This window comes from uncultured Oribacterium sp. (assembly GCF_902481605.1).
GTDB classification, from domain to species: Bacteria; Bacillota; Clostridia; order Lachnospirales; family Lachnospiraceae; genus Oribacterium; species Oribacterium sinus.
Genome location: NZ_CABSXI010000028.1, coordinates 15,102 through 29,848, shown reverse-complemented (window position 1 = coordinate 29,848; position 14,747 = coordinate 15,102). Strand labels below are relative to the sequence as shown.

Here is a 14,747-nt window from a genome sequence, read left to right as displayed (position 1 = left end):
AAACGAGCGTCCTCAGGTTATCGCCCTGATTCTTTCCTATATGGAGTCTGAGCAGGCAGCCCAGATTTTGGAGAACCTGCAGGAGGCAAAGCGTATTCCTACGGTTATGGCTATGGCAAAGATGGACAGAGTTTCCCCGGAAGCCATTTCCATCGTAGAAGAAGAGATGAAGCGAAAGTTCGATACCATTATCACCAGTGAGGACAATATGAACCTGGGTGGTATTGACTTCGTAGCGGATGTGATGAACCACATTGACAGAAGTAACGAAAAGAAGATTTTCGACGAGTTGGATGTTACCGACCCGGATCTTTCCGCAGATATTAAGGATAAGATGTTCGTCTTCGAGGATATCCTTACCATGGACGATCGTTCTGTACAGAGATTTATCCGGGATTGTGACTCCAAGGATGTGGTATTCGCCTTGAAGACCGCAAATGAAGAGATGAAGCAGATTTTCTTCAACAACATGTCCAAGCGTATGGCGGAAACCGTTAAGAGTGATATGGAGAACTCCAGAAATGTCCGCTTGAAGGATGTGGAAGAGGCACAGCAGCGTATTGTTAACCTGATTCGTCTCTTAGAGGATAAGGGAGAGGTAATCATTAATAAGGGAGGCGATGAAGACAATGTTCTCGTCTAAAAAAGTGATTCGCTCGGCTAGCAATAGCCAGCTTTCCTCCTTTTTAGAGACCTTGGAAGAGCCGGAAGAGATTCAAGAGGAGGAAATGGAAGAATTTGCTTCCTCCGAAGATAAAGAAGAGGAGGAAGAGCCGGAAGATGCTCTTTCTCTTCCGGAAACAAAGGCAGAGGACCCCTACCATGAGACCTTGCTGCATTTGGCTTTGGAAAAAGCCCAGAGAATTATGGATGCGGCGGAAAAGGAAGCTCAGCTTTTAAAGGAAAAGGCGGAGGAAGAGGGCTATCAGGCCGGCTTTCAAAAGGGCTTAGAGGCAGGAAAGGCGGAGGCCGAGGAGAAGGTTATGGCGGAGCATGCGGAGGAAATGGAAAATTTCCGAATGGACATGAACCGCTGCCTTCGTATGGTGGAGGACGCCAAAACAGAGCGTCTTTACCGCTATATGGATGAATTAAAGGATGTGGCTATTGCGGTGGCGGAAAAGGTTATTTTGGTAAGCCTCCGTTCCTCCGGAGAAGTTATTCGAAGAATGATTTTAAAAGAGGCGGAGCGTATCAAGAAGACTGCATGGCTAAAAATACATATTGACCGTCTGGATTATGAAATGCTGGTGGAGACAGACGGAGATGTGGCCAATGAATTAAGCCAGATTTCCGACAACATTAAGTTTGTGATTGTGGAGAAGGAGGAACCGGGAAAACTGATTCTGGAAACTCCGGATGAGATTGTGGATGCCAGTATTGACACCCAGATGGAAAATTTAAGGGAGAGATTGGGACGATTGGATGCCCAAGAGAGTGAGTAAGGGATGTATGAAAATATTCTTTCCACGATTAAGAAGATGGATACCGTGGAGAATATCGGCAAAATTGAGAATATCGTAGGAATGTCTATGGAAGCCTCCGGTACCGGAAAGTCCAGTATCGGAGATATTTGCATGATTTATAGTGATGAGACGGAAAGCCAGGTGGCCGCGGAAGTCGTGGGCTTCAAGGGAGACCGGGTACAGCTTATGACCTATAAGACCTCTGTGGGCATTACATCAGGCGCCTTTGTACGGAATACAAGAAGGCGCCTTCGTGTTCCTGTGGGGGATTTTTTGAAGGGCAGAATCATTGATGCCCAGGGAAATCCCATGGATGGGGGGGAAGCCTTTCCGGAGAGCGATTTCTATACCGTGAACAATTCCTATATGAACCCTTTGGATAGACCGCCTATTCGAGAGAGACTACACTTCGGGATTAAGGCCATTGACGGCTTAAACACCGTAGGTAAGGGACAGCGTATCGGCATCTTCGCCGGATCCGGAGTAGGTAAGTCCACTCTGATGGGCATGATTGCCAGAAATGTTAAAACCGATATTAACGTCATCGCCCTTGTGGGAGAGCGTGGACGAGAAATTTTGGAATTCGTGGAAAAGGATATGGGAGAAGAGGGAATGAAGCGTACCGTACTGGTGGTGGCAACCTCCGACCAGCCTGCCATGCTTCGTTTAAAAGCCCCGCTTGTGGCCACAACCATTGCGGAATATTTCCGGGACAGGGGCATGGATGTGCTTTTAATGATGGACTCTTTAACCCGTTTTGCCATGGCCCAAAGAGAAATCGGTCTGGCCACCGGAGAACCTCCAATCGCAAGAGGCTATACTCCCTCGATTTATGCGGAGTTCCCCCGTTTACTGGAGCGGGCGGGCGCCTTTAAGAAGGGCTCCATCACCGGCGTTTATACCGTGCTGGTGGAAGGAGACGACACCAACGAGCCCATTGCGGATACGGTCCGCGGTATCCTGGACGGACATATTGTGCTGTCCCGTGCACTGGCTGCGGAAAACCATTATCCTGCTATCGACATCGGTATGAGCATCTCCCGATTGATGGCGGAGCTGGTATCCCAGGAGCACAAAAAATATGCCAGTAGAATGAGAAATACTCTGGGACTTTACCAAAAAAATGCGGATCTTATCGCTATCGGTGCTTATAAAAAGGGCACGGATCCCAAGCTGGATGAGGCTGTAGACAAGTACCCCGCCATCAATGATTTCTTGATGCAGGGAACAGGAGAAGCATTTTCTTACGAAGATACGGTTATGCAAATGAAGGAAATTACCGATATTGGATAAGGCAATTAAATTTTAAGATGCAGAAAGGCGGGAACCAAATTGAAAAAATTCAAGTACAGTTTGGAAACAGTCTATCAATTTAAGCTTCAAGTCTTAGACAAGGTGAAGGAAGAGTATGCCATTAAGCAGCAGGAAGTTTTGAATCAGCAAAGTCTGATCAATCGCCTTCAGGAAGAGTTGTTTCACTACGAAGAGGAATTTGAGCGGGTGAAGCAGGAAGGTGCTTCCATTGAAACCATTATGATGTATGTCAATGGCATCGAGCGAATGGAAAAACGTATAGGGAAAGAGAAAGATGAGCTTATCCGACGTACCGTTATTGCCGAAGAAAAGAAGAGAGAGGTGATTAAGGCCAACGTAGACACCAATGCCTTCGAGAAACTTAAGGAGAAAAAACTTGAGGAGTATCGTGTTCAAGGACAGAAGGCAGAGGAACAGTTTATCGAGGAATTCGTCTCTCACGCAATGAAGGCATAGGTACAGGAGAGTATATGGCAGAGATGACAATTCAAAAAAGTCAAGCCTTTCCCGTTGGAAAAGACTTAAACAAGGGGAAGTCCTTGGAAGACAACAAAGCTTCCCTTGACTTTAATGCGTTTCTTCGCTCCTCCAAAGAGGATACAGTGAAGAATGAGGGAGAAAGAAAAAGCAAATCCCAAGAAAACAGTGAGAAAAAAACAGAACAGAACAGTATAGAAAAAGACCCGAAGGAAGCAAAGCTTCAAAAGGGAGAGAAGAAGACAGAAAAGAAAGAGACAAAGACCGAGGAGCAGGACAGCTTACAGGGAGAGAAGGCGGCAAGCCTGGTTTCCGAAAAGCAGCTTATGTTCCAAAAAGATCAGTTGATGGCAGACATCAAGATTGCGGTCGAGGAAGGTGCTGTTGAAGCGGTTTCCGACCTTACGGCAGCAGCTGAACCGGTATCCATTCCGCTTACAGAAGAAAGCGCGCTTGTTACCGTTCTTCCTGAAGGAAAGGAAGAAACTCCGGTTTTAGCGGAAAATGCGACAAAAAAGGATTTTTCCGATTTCTTACAGGAAGATTCCAAGGACGCAACAGCGACTAAGACTGCAGAGCTCAAAGAGGGAGCTTCCCCGGTGGGGGACAAGTCCCCTGTGGAAGCGTCTAAGGAGGAAAACATCATTCCTTCTCAGCGTTTGGAAGAGAAGCTTTCTCAAAGAGCAGAAGAGAAGAAGTCCGGAAAAGAGGAAAAGCTCGACAAAGTGGATGGGCATGCCGGACAACAGATTTCCTTACCGGGAAGTCAGGAAAAGCTTTCAGAGTCGGTTAATGCACCGGTTCGGGAAGAAGCCGTGTTACATAGCTCTGAAGCGAAGCTTCCGGAGGATGTGGCGGAGTTCTTATCCAATAAGGCGGAACTTCAGCATGGCGAAATTAAGATTGAGTTAGAACCCAGAAATCTTGGACAAATTACCGTAAAAGTCAACTATAGCGGCGGCAAGGCAAACATTGTCATTACCGCGGAAAATCCCAAGACCTTGCATCTTTTACAGACCGGTGCCGAGGATATGGGAAGAATCCTGGAGCAAAAAACAGGAGAACTCACCAAGATTGTGGTACAGGAGGAGCAGCATGCTCCGAGTTTCCATCAGCAGGGACAATCCAATTCCGAAAACAAAGAGGAAGCGGAGCGTCGTCAGAGGGAACAACAGGAACGCGCACAGCAGGACAATGCAGAAGGCTTCCTGCAAAGAATGCGTCTAGGACTAGCCCAATAAGGAGAAGATATGGCAGAAATTCAAGGTGTTTCTTCCGCAACCAGTCCCTATGAAAAGGCGACTTACAGCGCGAAGTCAAATGATAAAAATACATTATCCATCGAGAGCTACTTTAAGCTCTTGTCCGCCCAGCTTGCAAACCAGGATATGACCAGTCCTATGGACAACAGCGAGATGATGGCGCAGATGACACAGATGGCCATGGTACAAAGCTTAGGAACCATGACCACCAATATGAAGCAGGAAATGGCTTTGACCAAAACCAGCTATTTGGCAGGTTTAATCGGTAAAGACGTTTCCGCAAAGGTTCCGGAGGCGGAGCAAAAAGCAAACCCCAATGCGCCGAAGGAAAAATCCGGCGTAATTGCTTCCGTAAACCTTACAGGAGATGAACCCAGCTTCCGTTTACAGGGAGATGTTACAGACTATCCTTTGGAAAGTCTTTTGATGGTACGTCAGGCAGGAGCTGCTTCGGAAAGCTCTACTACCGGCTCTGCTGTAACAGCACCCGACGCAAGTGCAGCTACAACAGCACCCGGCGCAACAAGCTCCACAAGCGGCACCACAGCCGGTATTTCCGCAGCAACAGCAGGAAGTGCTACACCGGCAGCTGCAGCTTCTACTGCCGGTGCAAGTACAGCAGGAACAACAGGCAGTGCCTCTACAGCGAGCCCTGCAACAGGCAGCGCCTCTACAGCAAGCCCTGCAACAGGCAGCGCTTCGGCATCAAGCACAGCAGGAACAGTATCTACAGCCGGAACAGCTACTACAGCAACAACAGGAACAACAGCTACCGCCAATCCGGCAGGAAGCTCCGTTCCCCCTGCTGTAGCGGCATCAAGCAGCGCAAGCTCCTCAGAGTTTGGTCCCCATGTGGCCATCCTTGAAAGAGAAGCGGCAGCTCACTCTGCAAGCAATTAAAATTAAAATTTAATTTTTATTTCTTTTATAGATTTGAGAAACTTAGCCGATAATAAGGAGTAAGTTTCAAATGCGCAAAAAGCGCCATTCATTTTTCAAACTCACCAGTTGAGGAAAGGACAAGAATATATGTTAAGAGCAATGGATTCTGCAGTAGCAGGTTTGAGAGCACATCAGAACAAGTTAGACGTTATCGGTAACAACATCGCCAATGTTAACACTTTCGGATTTAAGTCTCAGGGATATAGCTTTAAGGATACAATGTATCAGACATCCAGTACTTCTTCAGGAGGAAAGCAGGAAGCCAGCGGTAATGCTACCATCGGTGGTGCAAACCCCGCTCAGTACGGATACGGTTCCTTAACCGGATCAATTGCCACTGACTTTACATCCAGTACACCATCCTATGTAGGAGGCTTCAATGCTTCCATCAACGGATCCGGATTCTTTGTAACCAGCGCATCCAATAAGGAAGTTACCCTGGATCCTGCAAATACAAAGACAACAACCGCAGAGATGAAGAAGAACAACTTCGCATATACCCGTGTAGGTCAGTTCTCTGTAGATGCAAACGGATATATCGTAGATGCAAACCACAACTTCGTATACGGTTTCCAGCCTGACTCTTTGACAGAGCCTACCAAGTACGGAGACGGCGGAAAGAAGCTGGTTGCCCTTCGTGCACCGGCAGCGGACAATACCGGAGCGGTAGCGTTAACCGGTAGCCCTGTGTTCACAGGATTTGCCGCACAGCTGAAGTCCGTAGAAATCGGTGCAGACGGAATTGTTAAGGGAATTATCGATAACAAGACTCCCGGAACCGGTGGAGCACCTGCACAGGTTACATCCACATCCATCGTTTTGGGAAAGGTGGCAGTTGCTTCCTTCCAGAACCAGGAAGGTTTGACCAAGGCAGGAAACAACACCTTTAATGCAGGAGTAGGAGATAACACAGGATACATTTCCGCAACCATGCCCGGTGAGGGATCTACCCCAACCCTGATGGCAGGATATTTGGAAGCATCCAACGTTGACTTGGCAAAGGAATTCTCTGACATGATTACCACTCAGAGAGGTTTCCAGGCCAACTCCAAGATCATTACCGTATCTGATGAAGTTCTTCAGGAACTGGTAAATATGAAGAGATAAAACATAAGCTAAGGCTTTCCTGAGTTGGAAAACAGAATAGATTGCTTCTGAAAAGAAGAAAAATCCGTTTCCAACAAAGGAAGGCTTCTGCTGTGTAAGTAGACGAAAGGAGGAAATCATGATACGCCTAACAAAATTAAACGGGGAAGAAGTGTTTTTGAATTATTTTCAAATCCTTTACATTCGCCGCATTCCGGAAACCAAGGTTAAGCTGGCAAACGGAGATTTCTATCTGGTAAGAGATAGCGTGGAGTCGATTATTGAGCAGGTTCAGGGTTTCCTAAGAAAGTGTCTTACTTTTGAGGATAAATTTCATGAGGGAGAAGACGTACATGAAATTAAGGGGAAAGAAAGAGAAGCTTAGGAAGAGCGCATAGGAAGCAAGGAGGCTAGTCAATAAGTATGGACATTTCAATGCTGTTAGGCTGGATTATCGCTATTGCCTTAATCATTAGTGGTATTACCATGCCGAAGTTGGGGAACTTCTGGGACGCACCCAGTGCCCTGATCGTAGTTGGAGGAACAATAGCGGCGTTAATCGCCTGCTACCCATTCCGAATCATTAAGGAAATTCCGAAGCATATCGGAATCTGCTTTCGAGGAGGAAAAAAATATAATGTACCGCAAACCGTGGATGCCCTGGTGGATTTGGCTTTGATTGCCAGACAGAGCGGTTTGCTGGCTTTGGAAGAAAAGGCGGAAGAAATCAAGGAGCCCTTCTTTAAACAAGCCGTAGTCATGATTGTAGATGCCAATGATCCGGATAAGGTACGTGCCTCTCTGGAACATCAGGTAGAAGATATGATGACCAGACATGAAGAAGCGAAAGGTCTTTATGTAAAGGGATCCGCTCTGGCGCCGGCCTTCGGTATGATCGGAACCCTGGTAGGTCTGGTAAACATGTTAAAGGGTATGGACCTTTCCGGTTCCGGCGGCGGAGCCAGTACCCTGGGACAGGACATGGGTGTTGCCTTAATCACCACCTTCTACGGTTCTGCCATGAGTAACGTGCTTTTCCACCCCATTGCCCAGAAGCTAACCATCAAGGACAATGAAGAGGTTTTATACTGCTCCATTATTATCGAAGGTGTTATCGCCATTCAGTCCGGAGATAACCCCAAGGTTATCCGGGAAAGACTTTTGGCTTCCCTTGCCCAGAAGCAGCAGAAGAAGCTTTTGGCTAAGGCCGGAGCGGCAGGCGGAGATGCCGGAGGAGGAGACAAGTAATGAAGAAACGAGGTGGAGGAGACGAAGGTGGATCCTGGATGGACACCTACGGGGACCTGGTTACCCTCTTAATGACCTTCTTCGTGCTTCTTTACTCCATGTCCAGTATCGACTCGGCAAAGTGGGATGTGTTTGTACGTTCCATTTTCCCCAACGGACGCCCGGGAGATAAGTCGGCGGAGCAGATTATTATTAACGGTCAGGCCACCAATAAGGATGAGCCTGCCGGAGAAATAGGAGACAGCGGAGCCCCGGAAAATACGGTAGATCCAAACAATATTAATGAATTGTATCTACAGATTGCCCAGGCTTTGAATGGGGCAGGTATTGACGGCGTTGAAGTTTCCCGTGGACAAGATTACACCTTTGTGGTATTTAAAGATAAGGCATTTTTTGCCGGAGACAGCTCGGTAATTACTCCACAAGGACAGGAGACTTTATCCATATTTTGTGATACTATAGCACCAGATGCAAACAAGCTGTCTCAGGTTAATGTTATGGGTCATACCGCCCAGGCAGATCCGGAAAGAGCCAATAACCCGAGAAACGATAGAATCTTGTCGGTTATGCGTGCAGCGGAGGTTTGTCTCTTCATTCAGGGAAGAGGAATCATCTCCCCGGATAAGCTGGTCAGCATCGGTTACGGACAGTTCCACCCTATAGCGGATAACGCTACATCGGAGGGAAGAGCCAAGAATCGAAGAGTGGAAATTTTGCTTATTGACGAAGGCGCAGAAATCCGTAATATTAATGAGTACTTCGAGGAGTACTACAGCGGAGCCAATGCAGACAAAACCATCGTTACCGATGGTGTGCCGGAGAATATTAAGGCAGAAGAAGCAGGAGGCAATGCCACTCCCCAGGAAGGCGCTGCACCCGCAGAGGGAGCTGCGCCCGCCGGAGAAGGAAGCCCCGCAGCCGGGGCGGACACCGCAGGCGCTGCTGAGGGGACTAATACGGCAGGTGCTGCTACAAGCACAGGCGCTGAGGCAGGCGGCCAACAGGCCATGGCCAAAGAAAAGACACCGCAGGTTGCCGGTGTTTCCCGAGAAATTCCCGGGGAGAAAGAAGAGAACAGTATTGCAGGAAACATCAAAAAAATACTGGGAGACTTCTTGAAAGGACTTGGAGGAAAAGCTAAGTCTTAATCCTTTAGCAGGGCTAAGGGAGTATGAGAAAGGGGTTATGTAAGAAAAGCGCGATTTTCTTACAGTAGGAAGAAGAAGAGGTTATTGAATGGCAGACGTCTTATCCCAAAGCCAAATTGATGCGCTTCTGAAATCCATGCAGGACGGACCACCCAAAGAAGAAAAGGTGGAAGAAAAACCTGCAGAGGTTTTGGAGACAAAGAAAGAAGAAGTGCAGAAGGAAGAAGAAACGTATAGCAAATACGACTTCTACAGTCCGAGAAAGTTCACCAAAGATAAAATTCGATTATTGAGGAGTATCTTCGATAACTATGCAAGAATTTTAACCTCTCAGGTGAATGGTATTTTCCGTACCATGACGGATATTACGGTTTTAGAGTTAAGAGAGACAAGATACTACGAATATGTCAATGCCTTCCATGAAAATGACTGTATGACGATAGTAGACACCTATGTGCAGGACAAGGGAAAGAGCAATGTACCTATGATGAGTTACATCTCACCGGGACTTACGTTGACATTGGTAAGCCACATGTTGGGAGGAAGCGATTCTGTCATAAAGACGGAAGAGGATTACCGCTACACCGATGTGGAGATGGCTCTCTATAAGAGAATCATGGAATACATCGTCCATGCTCTGGGAGATGGTTTCAGTAACTATATTTCTGCAGAGTTTAAGATTGCAAAGATAGAAACCAACCCCTCCATGGTACAGGAAGTCGGATTGGATGAAACCGTAGTGCTGGCAGTGATGAATGTGGATATTTCCGGTTTAGCCATGGAAAGAATCCGAATCTGTCTTCCCGGAACCCTTCTGGAACATATGTTTAAGATTATTGATAACCGGAAACATCTGGCCAGAGGCTTTGCTTACGAGAACAACCAAGATACCATTATGGAACATTTGAAGGCTTCCAGTTTCCCGATGACAGGACAGCTTGGCGTTGTCAAGTTGGACATTGAAGATCTCTATCATTTAAAGGTGGGGGATGTCATCGACTTAAACAAGGCGAAGAATTCCGCTGTAAAGCTCTATGTAGGAAGACAGCCCTGGTTTACCGGAAAGATGGGAGTATATAAGAAAAACATTGCCATTCGGATTGAAGACCGAATTATTCAAAAGGATGATAAGGCGATGGAAGCGCTTTCCGACGGGGTAGCGAAGGAAGGGGAAACGGAAGAGATTCCGGAAGAAGAAATTTCACCGATGAATGTGATGGCACAAGACATTCAGGATTTACTGGATCCGGAGCCTTCTCTGGATGATGAGGAATAAACTGGTCTTAAGGCAGGAAACTGCCATAGAGATATAAAAAAAGCTTAGTATAAGGATAGGAGAAACGAAGATGGCAAAGATTTTGTTAGTAGATGATGCAGCGTTCATGCGAATGATGGTAAAGAACTCCCTTACAAAGGGCGGCTTTGCTGATTGCACCTTCGTGGAAGCACAGGATGGCATGGAAGCAGTAAAGAAGTTTGAAGAAGAGAATCCTGATCTTGTGATCATGGACATTACCATGCCCAACATGGATGGATTGCAGGCTCTGAAGAAGATCAGAGAAGCACATCCTGATGCGAAGGTTGTAATGTGCACCGCGATGGGACAGGAGAGCATGGTAGTGGATGCAATTAAGTCCGGAGCAAAGGATTTCGTTGTAAAGCCCTTTAATGCAGAGAGAATTACTTCCACCGTAAAGAACATTTTAGGTTAGGCAAGTAAAGAGAGTAGAGGAAGAACATGTCATTTTTAAATTCATTCGATATTAGTGCATCAGGGATGAGCGCTCAGAGAGTCAGAATGGACATTGCGGCAGAAAATATTGCCAATGTGGATACCACCAGAACCGAAGCAGGCGGTGCATACAAGAGAAAAGATGTAGTACTGGAAAGCTTCGGAGAACGCTCCTTCCAGCAGGCCCTTCGAAATGCGCAAAATGGCAAGGGCTTCCGGGGACAGCATGCGGGAGTTCGTGTTCAGGGTGTCATTACCGACGATCGGGAGATGAAGAGGGTTTATAACCCCAATCATCCTGATGCGGATGCGCAGGGCTATGTAAACTACCCCAATGTGGATATTTTGAAGGAGACGGTGGACTCCATGTCTGCCACTCGTTCTTATGAAGCCAATGTTACCGCTTTGAATGCCATGAAAACCATGGCACAAAGAGCGCTGGACATCGGTAAGTAAGAAGGGGCGATAGGAACAGGAAACTGAGAATTAAAGGAGTAAGTTAGATGGGTGCGAATAGCTTCAATGAAATGGAAATCGATGCCATAGGCGAGATTATGAATATCAGCCTTGGGGCGTCAGCAACGGCAATATCCACTCTTCTTGGCACTAAAGTTAATATTACTACTCCTGTTGTGCAGGTGAAAAACAAAGAAAACTTTGAGTTTCGGGAATTAGAGCCGGCAATAGGAGTTGAAATTGCATACGTTCAAGGAATTGATGGCAGAAACATCATGATGTTTTCCCGGAACGACGTTCGTATCATCGTTTCTATGATGATGGGTTCGGAGATTCCGGAAGATGAATTCGTCATGGACGAAATCAACGCCAGTGCGATTCGTGAGGCAATGAACCAGATGATGGGAGCTTCGGCTACCGCTCTTTCTGAGTTCCTGGGAACAACCGTAGATATTTCTACCCCCATTTCTTACGAAATCACAGACGGCGCTGCATTTAAAGACAAGTATTTCGAAGGGAATGAAGAGAATGTTGTTATCCGCTTCACCCTGGAAATCGAAGATAACTTAAAGAGTGAATTCTTAAATATCATGTCTGTGGATTTGGTAAAGAAGCTTTTGAAGCCCTTTACCGCCCAGTTTGGTATGGGAGAAGAGGAAGATGATGAGGTGGTTGCCAGTAGTGAGGAAGCTGTATCGCCTCAAGTAGAAGAGCCTGCAGCGGAAGCACCGGCTGCAGAAGAAGCGGAAGCACCTGCGGCAGAGGAAGCTCCGATGCCGGCAAAGTCCGGTCCTATCGACCAGGCAACGGCGGATGCTTTACTGGCCAGCTTATTGGCAGAGCAAAACGGAGAGGGCGCCTCTAAAACGGCAGCCGCTCCTGCAGCAGAGCCTGCAGCTGCTCCGGAACCGGTAGCGGCAGCACCTGCACCGGTTGCAGAAGCGGCAGCTCCTGCACCACAGCCCGCAGCAGCTCCTCAGCCTGCACCGGCTCAGATGGCTCCCCAGATGATGGCTATGCCTCAGGGTGTGGCTTATCAGGATCCTCTCACCTTGCAGCTTTTAAACCAGATGCAACAGTCTCAGACCCAGATGCTGGAGCTGATTCGGGATATTCAGGGAGGAAAGAATAAGGAAGCAAAATCTTCCGAGCCATCTCTGATTAAACCATTAAATTCCAGAGAATTCGAGAATGAGGGTGGAGAAGCAGGAGAAAATCCTGACAACAGAGAAATGCTGATGAAGGTACCTTTAGAGATTTCCGTAGAAATCGGAAGGACCAGAAAGCTGGTAAAGGATATCTTAGACTTTACCCAGGGTTCTCTGGTGGTATTGGACAAGATGGCAGGAGAGCAGGCAGACCTCTACGTAAACGGAGAGTGCATTGCCAGAGGAGACATCGTAGTAGTAGAAGAAAACTTCGGTATTCGTATCACCGAGATTTTGAAGAAAGACATTAATCAGGAGAGCCTATAATGTTTCAACAGGATATCATCTCCCTTGTGTCCGGTTTTTTACTCTTCTGTCTCTTCCTTTTAGGAGCTTGGGCTCTACATCGTTTTATCGGAAAGTACGGAAGAATGTTTCAAAAAAGTCGATACATGCAAGTGGTTGACCATATACAGGTATCTCAGGACAGACAGCTGTTTATCCTTCGTTTAGAGAAGGAGAACCGCTGTCTCCTTGTGGCGTCAGGACCTGAAGGAATGAGACTGATTACCGAATTGCAGGAGGACTATGAGGGAGAGAATCCCTTGGGGAACGGAGAAAGCTTTCTTTCCGTATTTCAAAAGGAAGGGGCAAAGCTGATTCAAAAGAAGCTGCAAGGAAAGAATGAAGTAAAGAATGCCGCCGGCGCATGGAATGGGGAAGAGGAGAAAGCTTCCGCTTCCGATTTGGATAGTGAGGTATAAGGATGAATGAATTATTGTCGGGATTAAATGGCGGTTCCGTTCCTACCCTGGAACTGATCTACTTATTAACCCTTGTGGCTTTACTGCCTTCCATTGTGATTATGATGACTTCCTTCACCAGAATCATCATCATTTTATCCTTTACCAGAAACGCCATGGGTGTTCAGCAAACCCCTCCCAACATGGTTTTGGCGGGGATTGCTTTCTTTTTGACTCTCTACATCATGAGCCCCACCTTGAATAAAATTAATGCGGAGGCTTATGAACCTTATAAGAAGGGAACGGTTACCCAGGAAGAAGCTTTAAATATTATGGGGAAGGATATGAAGGAGTTTATGCTCCGAAATACGGAAAAGGCCACCCTGGATCGTTTTGTATCCATGAGTAAGGTGGAGCTGCAAAAGGATCCGAAGGATTATCCCTTAACCGTGGTAACCCCCGCTTTTATGACTTCGGAGCTGAAAAGAGGCTTTACCGCCGGCTTTTTGATTTACCTGCCCTTCCTCTTAATTGACGTGGTGGTATCCACCACCTTGATGGCTATGGGTATGGTAATGTTGCCTCCCGCCATGGTGTCTATGCCCTTTAAGCTTTTGCTTTTTATTACCGTAGATGGATGGAACCTGCTTTTTTCCAGTGTGGTCAACAGTTTCCGATAGGGAAAGGGGAAGAAAATGCTGGATAGTGCGGAAATTTTAGATATTATGAACCAAACCTTTATGCTGTCCCTAAGGATTGCCATGCCCTTCCTTTTGGTGAGCATGATTTTGGGTATCGTGATTGCCATCTTTCAGGCGGCAACCTCCATCAATGAGCAGACGCTGACCTTTGTTCCGAAGCTTATTGCCATTATTATCATGCTGACGGTTTTGGGAGGAACCCTCTTAAAGACCATGCAGGATTTCTTTACCATGATTATGAAAATGGTGGCAGGAGGATAATATGCTGGTCTTATTTTCCTTTATTGTCATGCGAATGACAGGAGCCATTGCCTTTAATCCGATCTTTGGAAGAACGGATTATCCCCGTCGTGCCAGGGCAGCGCTGATTTTTATGCTTTCCGCCATTTGCTATGTGCATATCGGCGGAGAGCTTCATCATATGCCGGGAAGTATTCTGGAGTATGGCTTTATGCTTTTAAAGGAGCTTTTCGTAGGCTTCTGTCTGGGCTTTGCCATGGAGCTGGCCTTTACCTGTCTGCGTTTTGCTACATCCATTATGGATTTTTCCATGGGCTTAAACATGGCTCAGGTTTTCGACCCCCAAAGCGGATCCCAGGCTACGGTGAGTACGGGACTTTTCTACGGTTTTATGATGCTTTTGTTTTTTTCCATGGACGGGCATCTGCGGTTTTTGGAGCTTTTGTTCCAAACCATTGACACCCATCCCTTTGGAGGAATTTCCATAAAGCTTTTATTGATGCCGAAGCTGATGCTTTCCCTCTTTGTGGCTTCCATGAAGATGGGCTTGGAACTGGCCTTCCCGATTATGGGCTTGGAACTGATGTCCGAGATTGCTTTGGGTATTCTTATGCGTATAATTCCCCAGATTAACATTTTCGCGGTGAACTTCCAGCTGAAAATCATTCTGGGCTTTTCCATGCTTTACTTTCTTTTGATTCCCATTACGGATAAGATGAAGGACTTTATAGCATTTGCCTTTGAGAGTCTGAATAAGGTCATGGGACTGCTTTAGAAAAAGTTA

18 protein-coding genes are annotated in these 14,747 nt (G+C 46.8%); all 18 read left to right on the top strand.

Features of this window, described 5'->3' with window-relative positions; all coding sequences use genetic code 11:
• Positions 1-643 (top strand): flagellar motor switch protein FliG (gene fliG / locus RDQ32_RS06435; RefSeq protein WP_308579554.1); only part of this gene is annotated, 643 nt, incomplete at its 5' end.
• Positions 621-1,445, top strand: a complete 825-nt coding sequence (locus RDQ32_RS06430) for a FliH/SctL family protein (protein ID WP_308579552.1) — start codon at positions 621-623, stop codon at positions 1,443-1,445. The genes fliG and RDQ32_RS06430, both read left to right, overlap by 23 nt.
• A gap of 3 nt (positions 1,446-1,448) precedes the next feature.
• The gene (locus RDQ32_RS06425; RefSeq protein ID WP_308579550.1) at positions 1,449-2,759 is read left to right on the top strand and encodes a FliI/YscN family ATPase; all 1,311 of its coding nucleotides are present in this window, start codon (positions 1,449-1,451) and stop codon (positions 2,757-2,759) included.
• A gap of 39 nt (positions 2,760-2,798) precedes the next feature.
• The gene (gene fliJ, locus RDQ32_RS06420; RefSeq protein ID WP_183682860.1) at positions 2,799-3,236 is read left to right on the top strand and encodes a flagellar export protein FliJ; all 438 of its coding nucleotides are present in this window, start codon (positions 2,799-2,801) and stop codon (positions 3,234-3,236) included.
• Positions 3,237-3,250: 14 nt separating this feature from the next.
• Positions 3,251-4,498, top strand: coding sequence for a flagellar hook-length control protein FliK (locus RDQ32_RS06415; protein WP_308579548.1), 1,248 nt, complete (start codon positions 3,251-3,253; stop codon positions 4,496-4,498).
• 9 nt (positions 4,499-4,507) lie between these two features.
• Positions 4,508-5,419, top strand: a complete 912-nt coding sequence (locus RDQ32_RS06410) for a flagellar hook capping FlgD N-terminal domain-containing protein (protein ID WP_308579547.1) — start codon at positions 4,508-4,510, stop codon at positions 5,417-5,419.
• Between the two features lie 129 nt (positions 5,420-5,548).
• Positions 5,549-6,568, top strand: coding sequence for a flagellar hook-basal body complex protein (locus RDQ32_RS06405; protein WP_183682869.1), 1,020 nt, complete (start codon positions 5,549-5,551; stop codon positions 6,566-6,568).
• Positions 6,569-6,686: 118 nt separating this feature from the next.
• The gene (locus RDQ32_RS06400; protein WP_007156873.1) at positions 6,687-6,932 is read left to right on the top strand and encodes a flagellar FlbD family protein; all 246 of its coding nucleotides are present in this window, start codon (positions 6,687-6,689) and stop codon (positions 6,930-6,932) included.
• Positions 6,933-6,970: 38 nt separating this feature from the next.
• The gene (locus RDQ32_RS06395) at positions 6,971-7,795 is read left to right on the top strand and encodes a motility protein A (RefSeq protein WP_304069794.1); all 825 of its coding nucleotides are present in this window, start codon (positions 6,971-6,973) and stop codon (positions 7,793-7,795) included.
• Positions 7,795-8,943, top strand: coding sequence for a flagellar motor protein MotB (locus tag RDQ32_RS06390; protein WP_308579546.1), 1,149 nt, complete (start codon positions 7,795-7,797; stop codon positions 8,941-8,943). The genes RDQ32_RS06395 and RDQ32_RS06390 overlap by 1 nt, the downstream gene beginning before the upstream one ends.
• 88 nt (positions 8,944-9,031) lie before the next feature.
• The gene (locus RDQ32_RS06385) at positions 9,032-10,219 is read left to right on the top strand and encodes a FliM/FliN family flagellar motor switch protein (protein WP_308579545.1); all 1,188 of its coding nucleotides are present in this window, start codon (positions 9,032-9,034) and stop codon (positions 10,217-10,219) included.
• A 70-nt stretch (positions 10,220-10,289) separates the two neighbouring features.
• On the top strand, positions 10,290-10,655 hold the full coding sequence (locus RDQ32_RS06380) for a response regulator (protein ID WP_007156869.1): 366 nt from the start codon (positions 10,290-10,292) through the stop codon (positions 10,653-10,655).
• Between the two features lie 26 nt (positions 10,656-10,681).
• Complete coding sequence (gene flgC / locus RDQ32_RS06375) at positions 10,682-11,131, top strand: flagellar basal body rod protein FlgC (protein WP_183682884.1); 450 nt, start codon at positions 10,682-10,684, stop codon at positions 11,129-11,131.
• Positions 11,132-11,178: 47 nt separating this feature from the next.
• Positions 11,179-12,606, top strand: a complete 1,428-nt coding sequence (gene fliN, locus RDQ32_RS06370) for a flagellar motor switch protein FliN (protein WP_308579544.1) — start codon at positions 11,179-11,181, stop codon at positions 12,604-12,606.
• The gene (locus RDQ32_RS06365; protein WP_308579543.1) at positions 12,606-13,043 is read left to right on the top strand and encodes a flagellar biosynthetic protein FliO; all 438 of its coding nucleotides are present in this window, start codon (positions 12,606-12,608) and stop codon (positions 13,041-13,043) included. Before fliN ends, RDQ32_RS06365 begins: the two co-directional genes overlap by 1 nt.
• A 2-nt stretch (positions 13,044-13,045) precedes the next feature.
• Positions 13,046-13,702: a flagellar type III secretion system pore protein FliP gene (gene fliP, locus RDQ32_RS06360; protein ID WP_308579542.1), complete on the top strand. Its 657-nt coding sequence runs from the start codon at positions 13,046-13,048 to the stop codon at positions 13,700-13,702.
• A gap of 15 nt (positions 13,703-13,717) precedes the next feature.
• A complete protein-coding gene (locus RDQ32_RS06355; RefSeq protein ID WP_007156864.1) occupies positions 13,718-13,984 on the top strand; it encodes a flagellar biosynthetic protein FliQ in 267 nt (88 codons plus the stop codon).
• A gap of 1 nt (position 13,985) precedes the next feature.
• On the top strand, positions 13,986-14,738 hold the full coding sequence (locus tag RDQ32_RS06350) for a flagellar biosynthetic protein FliR (RefSeq protein ID WP_308579541.1): 753 nt from the start codon (positions 13,986-13,988) through the stop codon (positions 14,736-14,738).
• The last annotated feature ends 9 nt before the right edge of the window (positions 14,739-14,747 follow it).

What these genes read in the sequence shown, in the direction of transcription:
- RDQ32_RS06430 (WP_308579552.1), top strand. Translation starts at nt 621, where the DNA reads ATGAAGACAATGTTCTCGTCTAAAAAAGTGATTCGCTCGGCTAGCAAT.
- RDQ32_RS06425 (WP_308579550.1), top strand. Translation starts at nt 1,449, where the DNA reads ATGTATGAAAATATTCTTTCCACGATTAAGAAGATGGATACCGTGGAG.
- RDQ32_RS06415 (WP_308579548.1), top strand. Translation starts at nt 3,251, where the DNA reads ATGGCAGAGATGACAATTCAAAAAAGTCAAGCCTTTCCCGTTGGAAAA.
- RDQ32_RS06410 (WP_308579547.1), top strand. Translation starts at nt 4,508, where the DNA reads ATGGCAGAAATTCAAGGTGTTTCTTCCGCAACCAGTCCCTATGAAAAG.
- RDQ32_RS06405 (WP_183682869.1), top strand. Translation starts at nt 5,549, where the DNA reads ATGTTAAGAGCAATGGATTCTGCAGTAGCAGGTTTGAGAGCACATCAG.
- RDQ32_RS06400 (WP_007156873.1), top strand. Translation starts at nt 6,687, where the DNA reads ATGATACGCCTAACAAAATTAAACGGGGAAGAAGTGTTTTTGAATTAT.
- RDQ32_RS06395 (WP_304069794.1), top strand. Translation starts at nt 6,971, where the DNA reads ATGGACATTTCAATGCTGTTAGGCTGGATTATCGCTATTGCCTTAATC.
- RDQ32_RS06390 (WP_308579546.1), top strand. Translation starts at nt 7,795, where the DNA reads ATGAAGAAACGAGGTGGAGGAGACGAAGGTGGATCCTGGATGGACACC.
- RDQ32_RS06385 (WP_308579545.1), top strand. Translation starts at nt 9,032, where the DNA reads ATGGCAGACGTCTTATCCCAAAGCCAAATTGATGCGCTTCTGAAATCC.
- RDQ32_RS06380 (WP_007156869.1), top strand. Translation starts at nt 10,290, where the DNA reads ATGGCAAAGATTTTGTTAGTAGATGATGCAGCGTTCATGCGAATGATG.
- flgC (WP_183682884.1), top strand. Translation starts at nt 10,682, where the DNA reads ATGTCATTTTTAAATTCATTCGATATTAGTGCATCAGGGATGAGCGCT.
- fliN (WP_308579544.1), top strand. Translation starts at nt 11,179, where the DNA reads ATGGGTGCGAATAGCTTCAATGAAATGGAAATCGATGCCATAGGCGAG.
- RDQ32_RS06365 (WP_308579543.1), top strand. Translation starts at nt 12,606, where the DNA reads ATGTTTCAACAGGATATCATCTCCCTTGTGTCCGGTTTTTTACTCTTC.
- fliP (WP_308579542.1), top strand. Translation starts at nt 13,046, where the DNA reads ATGAATGAATTATTGTCGGGATTAAATGGCGGTTCCGTTCCTACCCTG.
- RDQ32_RS06355 (WP_007156864.1), top strand. Translation starts at nt 13,718, where the DNA reads ATGCTGGATAGTGCGGAAATTTTAGATATTATGAACCAAACCTTTATG.
- RDQ32_RS06350 (WP_308579541.1), top strand. Translation starts at nt 13,986, where the DNA reads ATGCTGGTCTTATTTTCCTTTATTGTCATGCGAATGACAGGAGCCATT.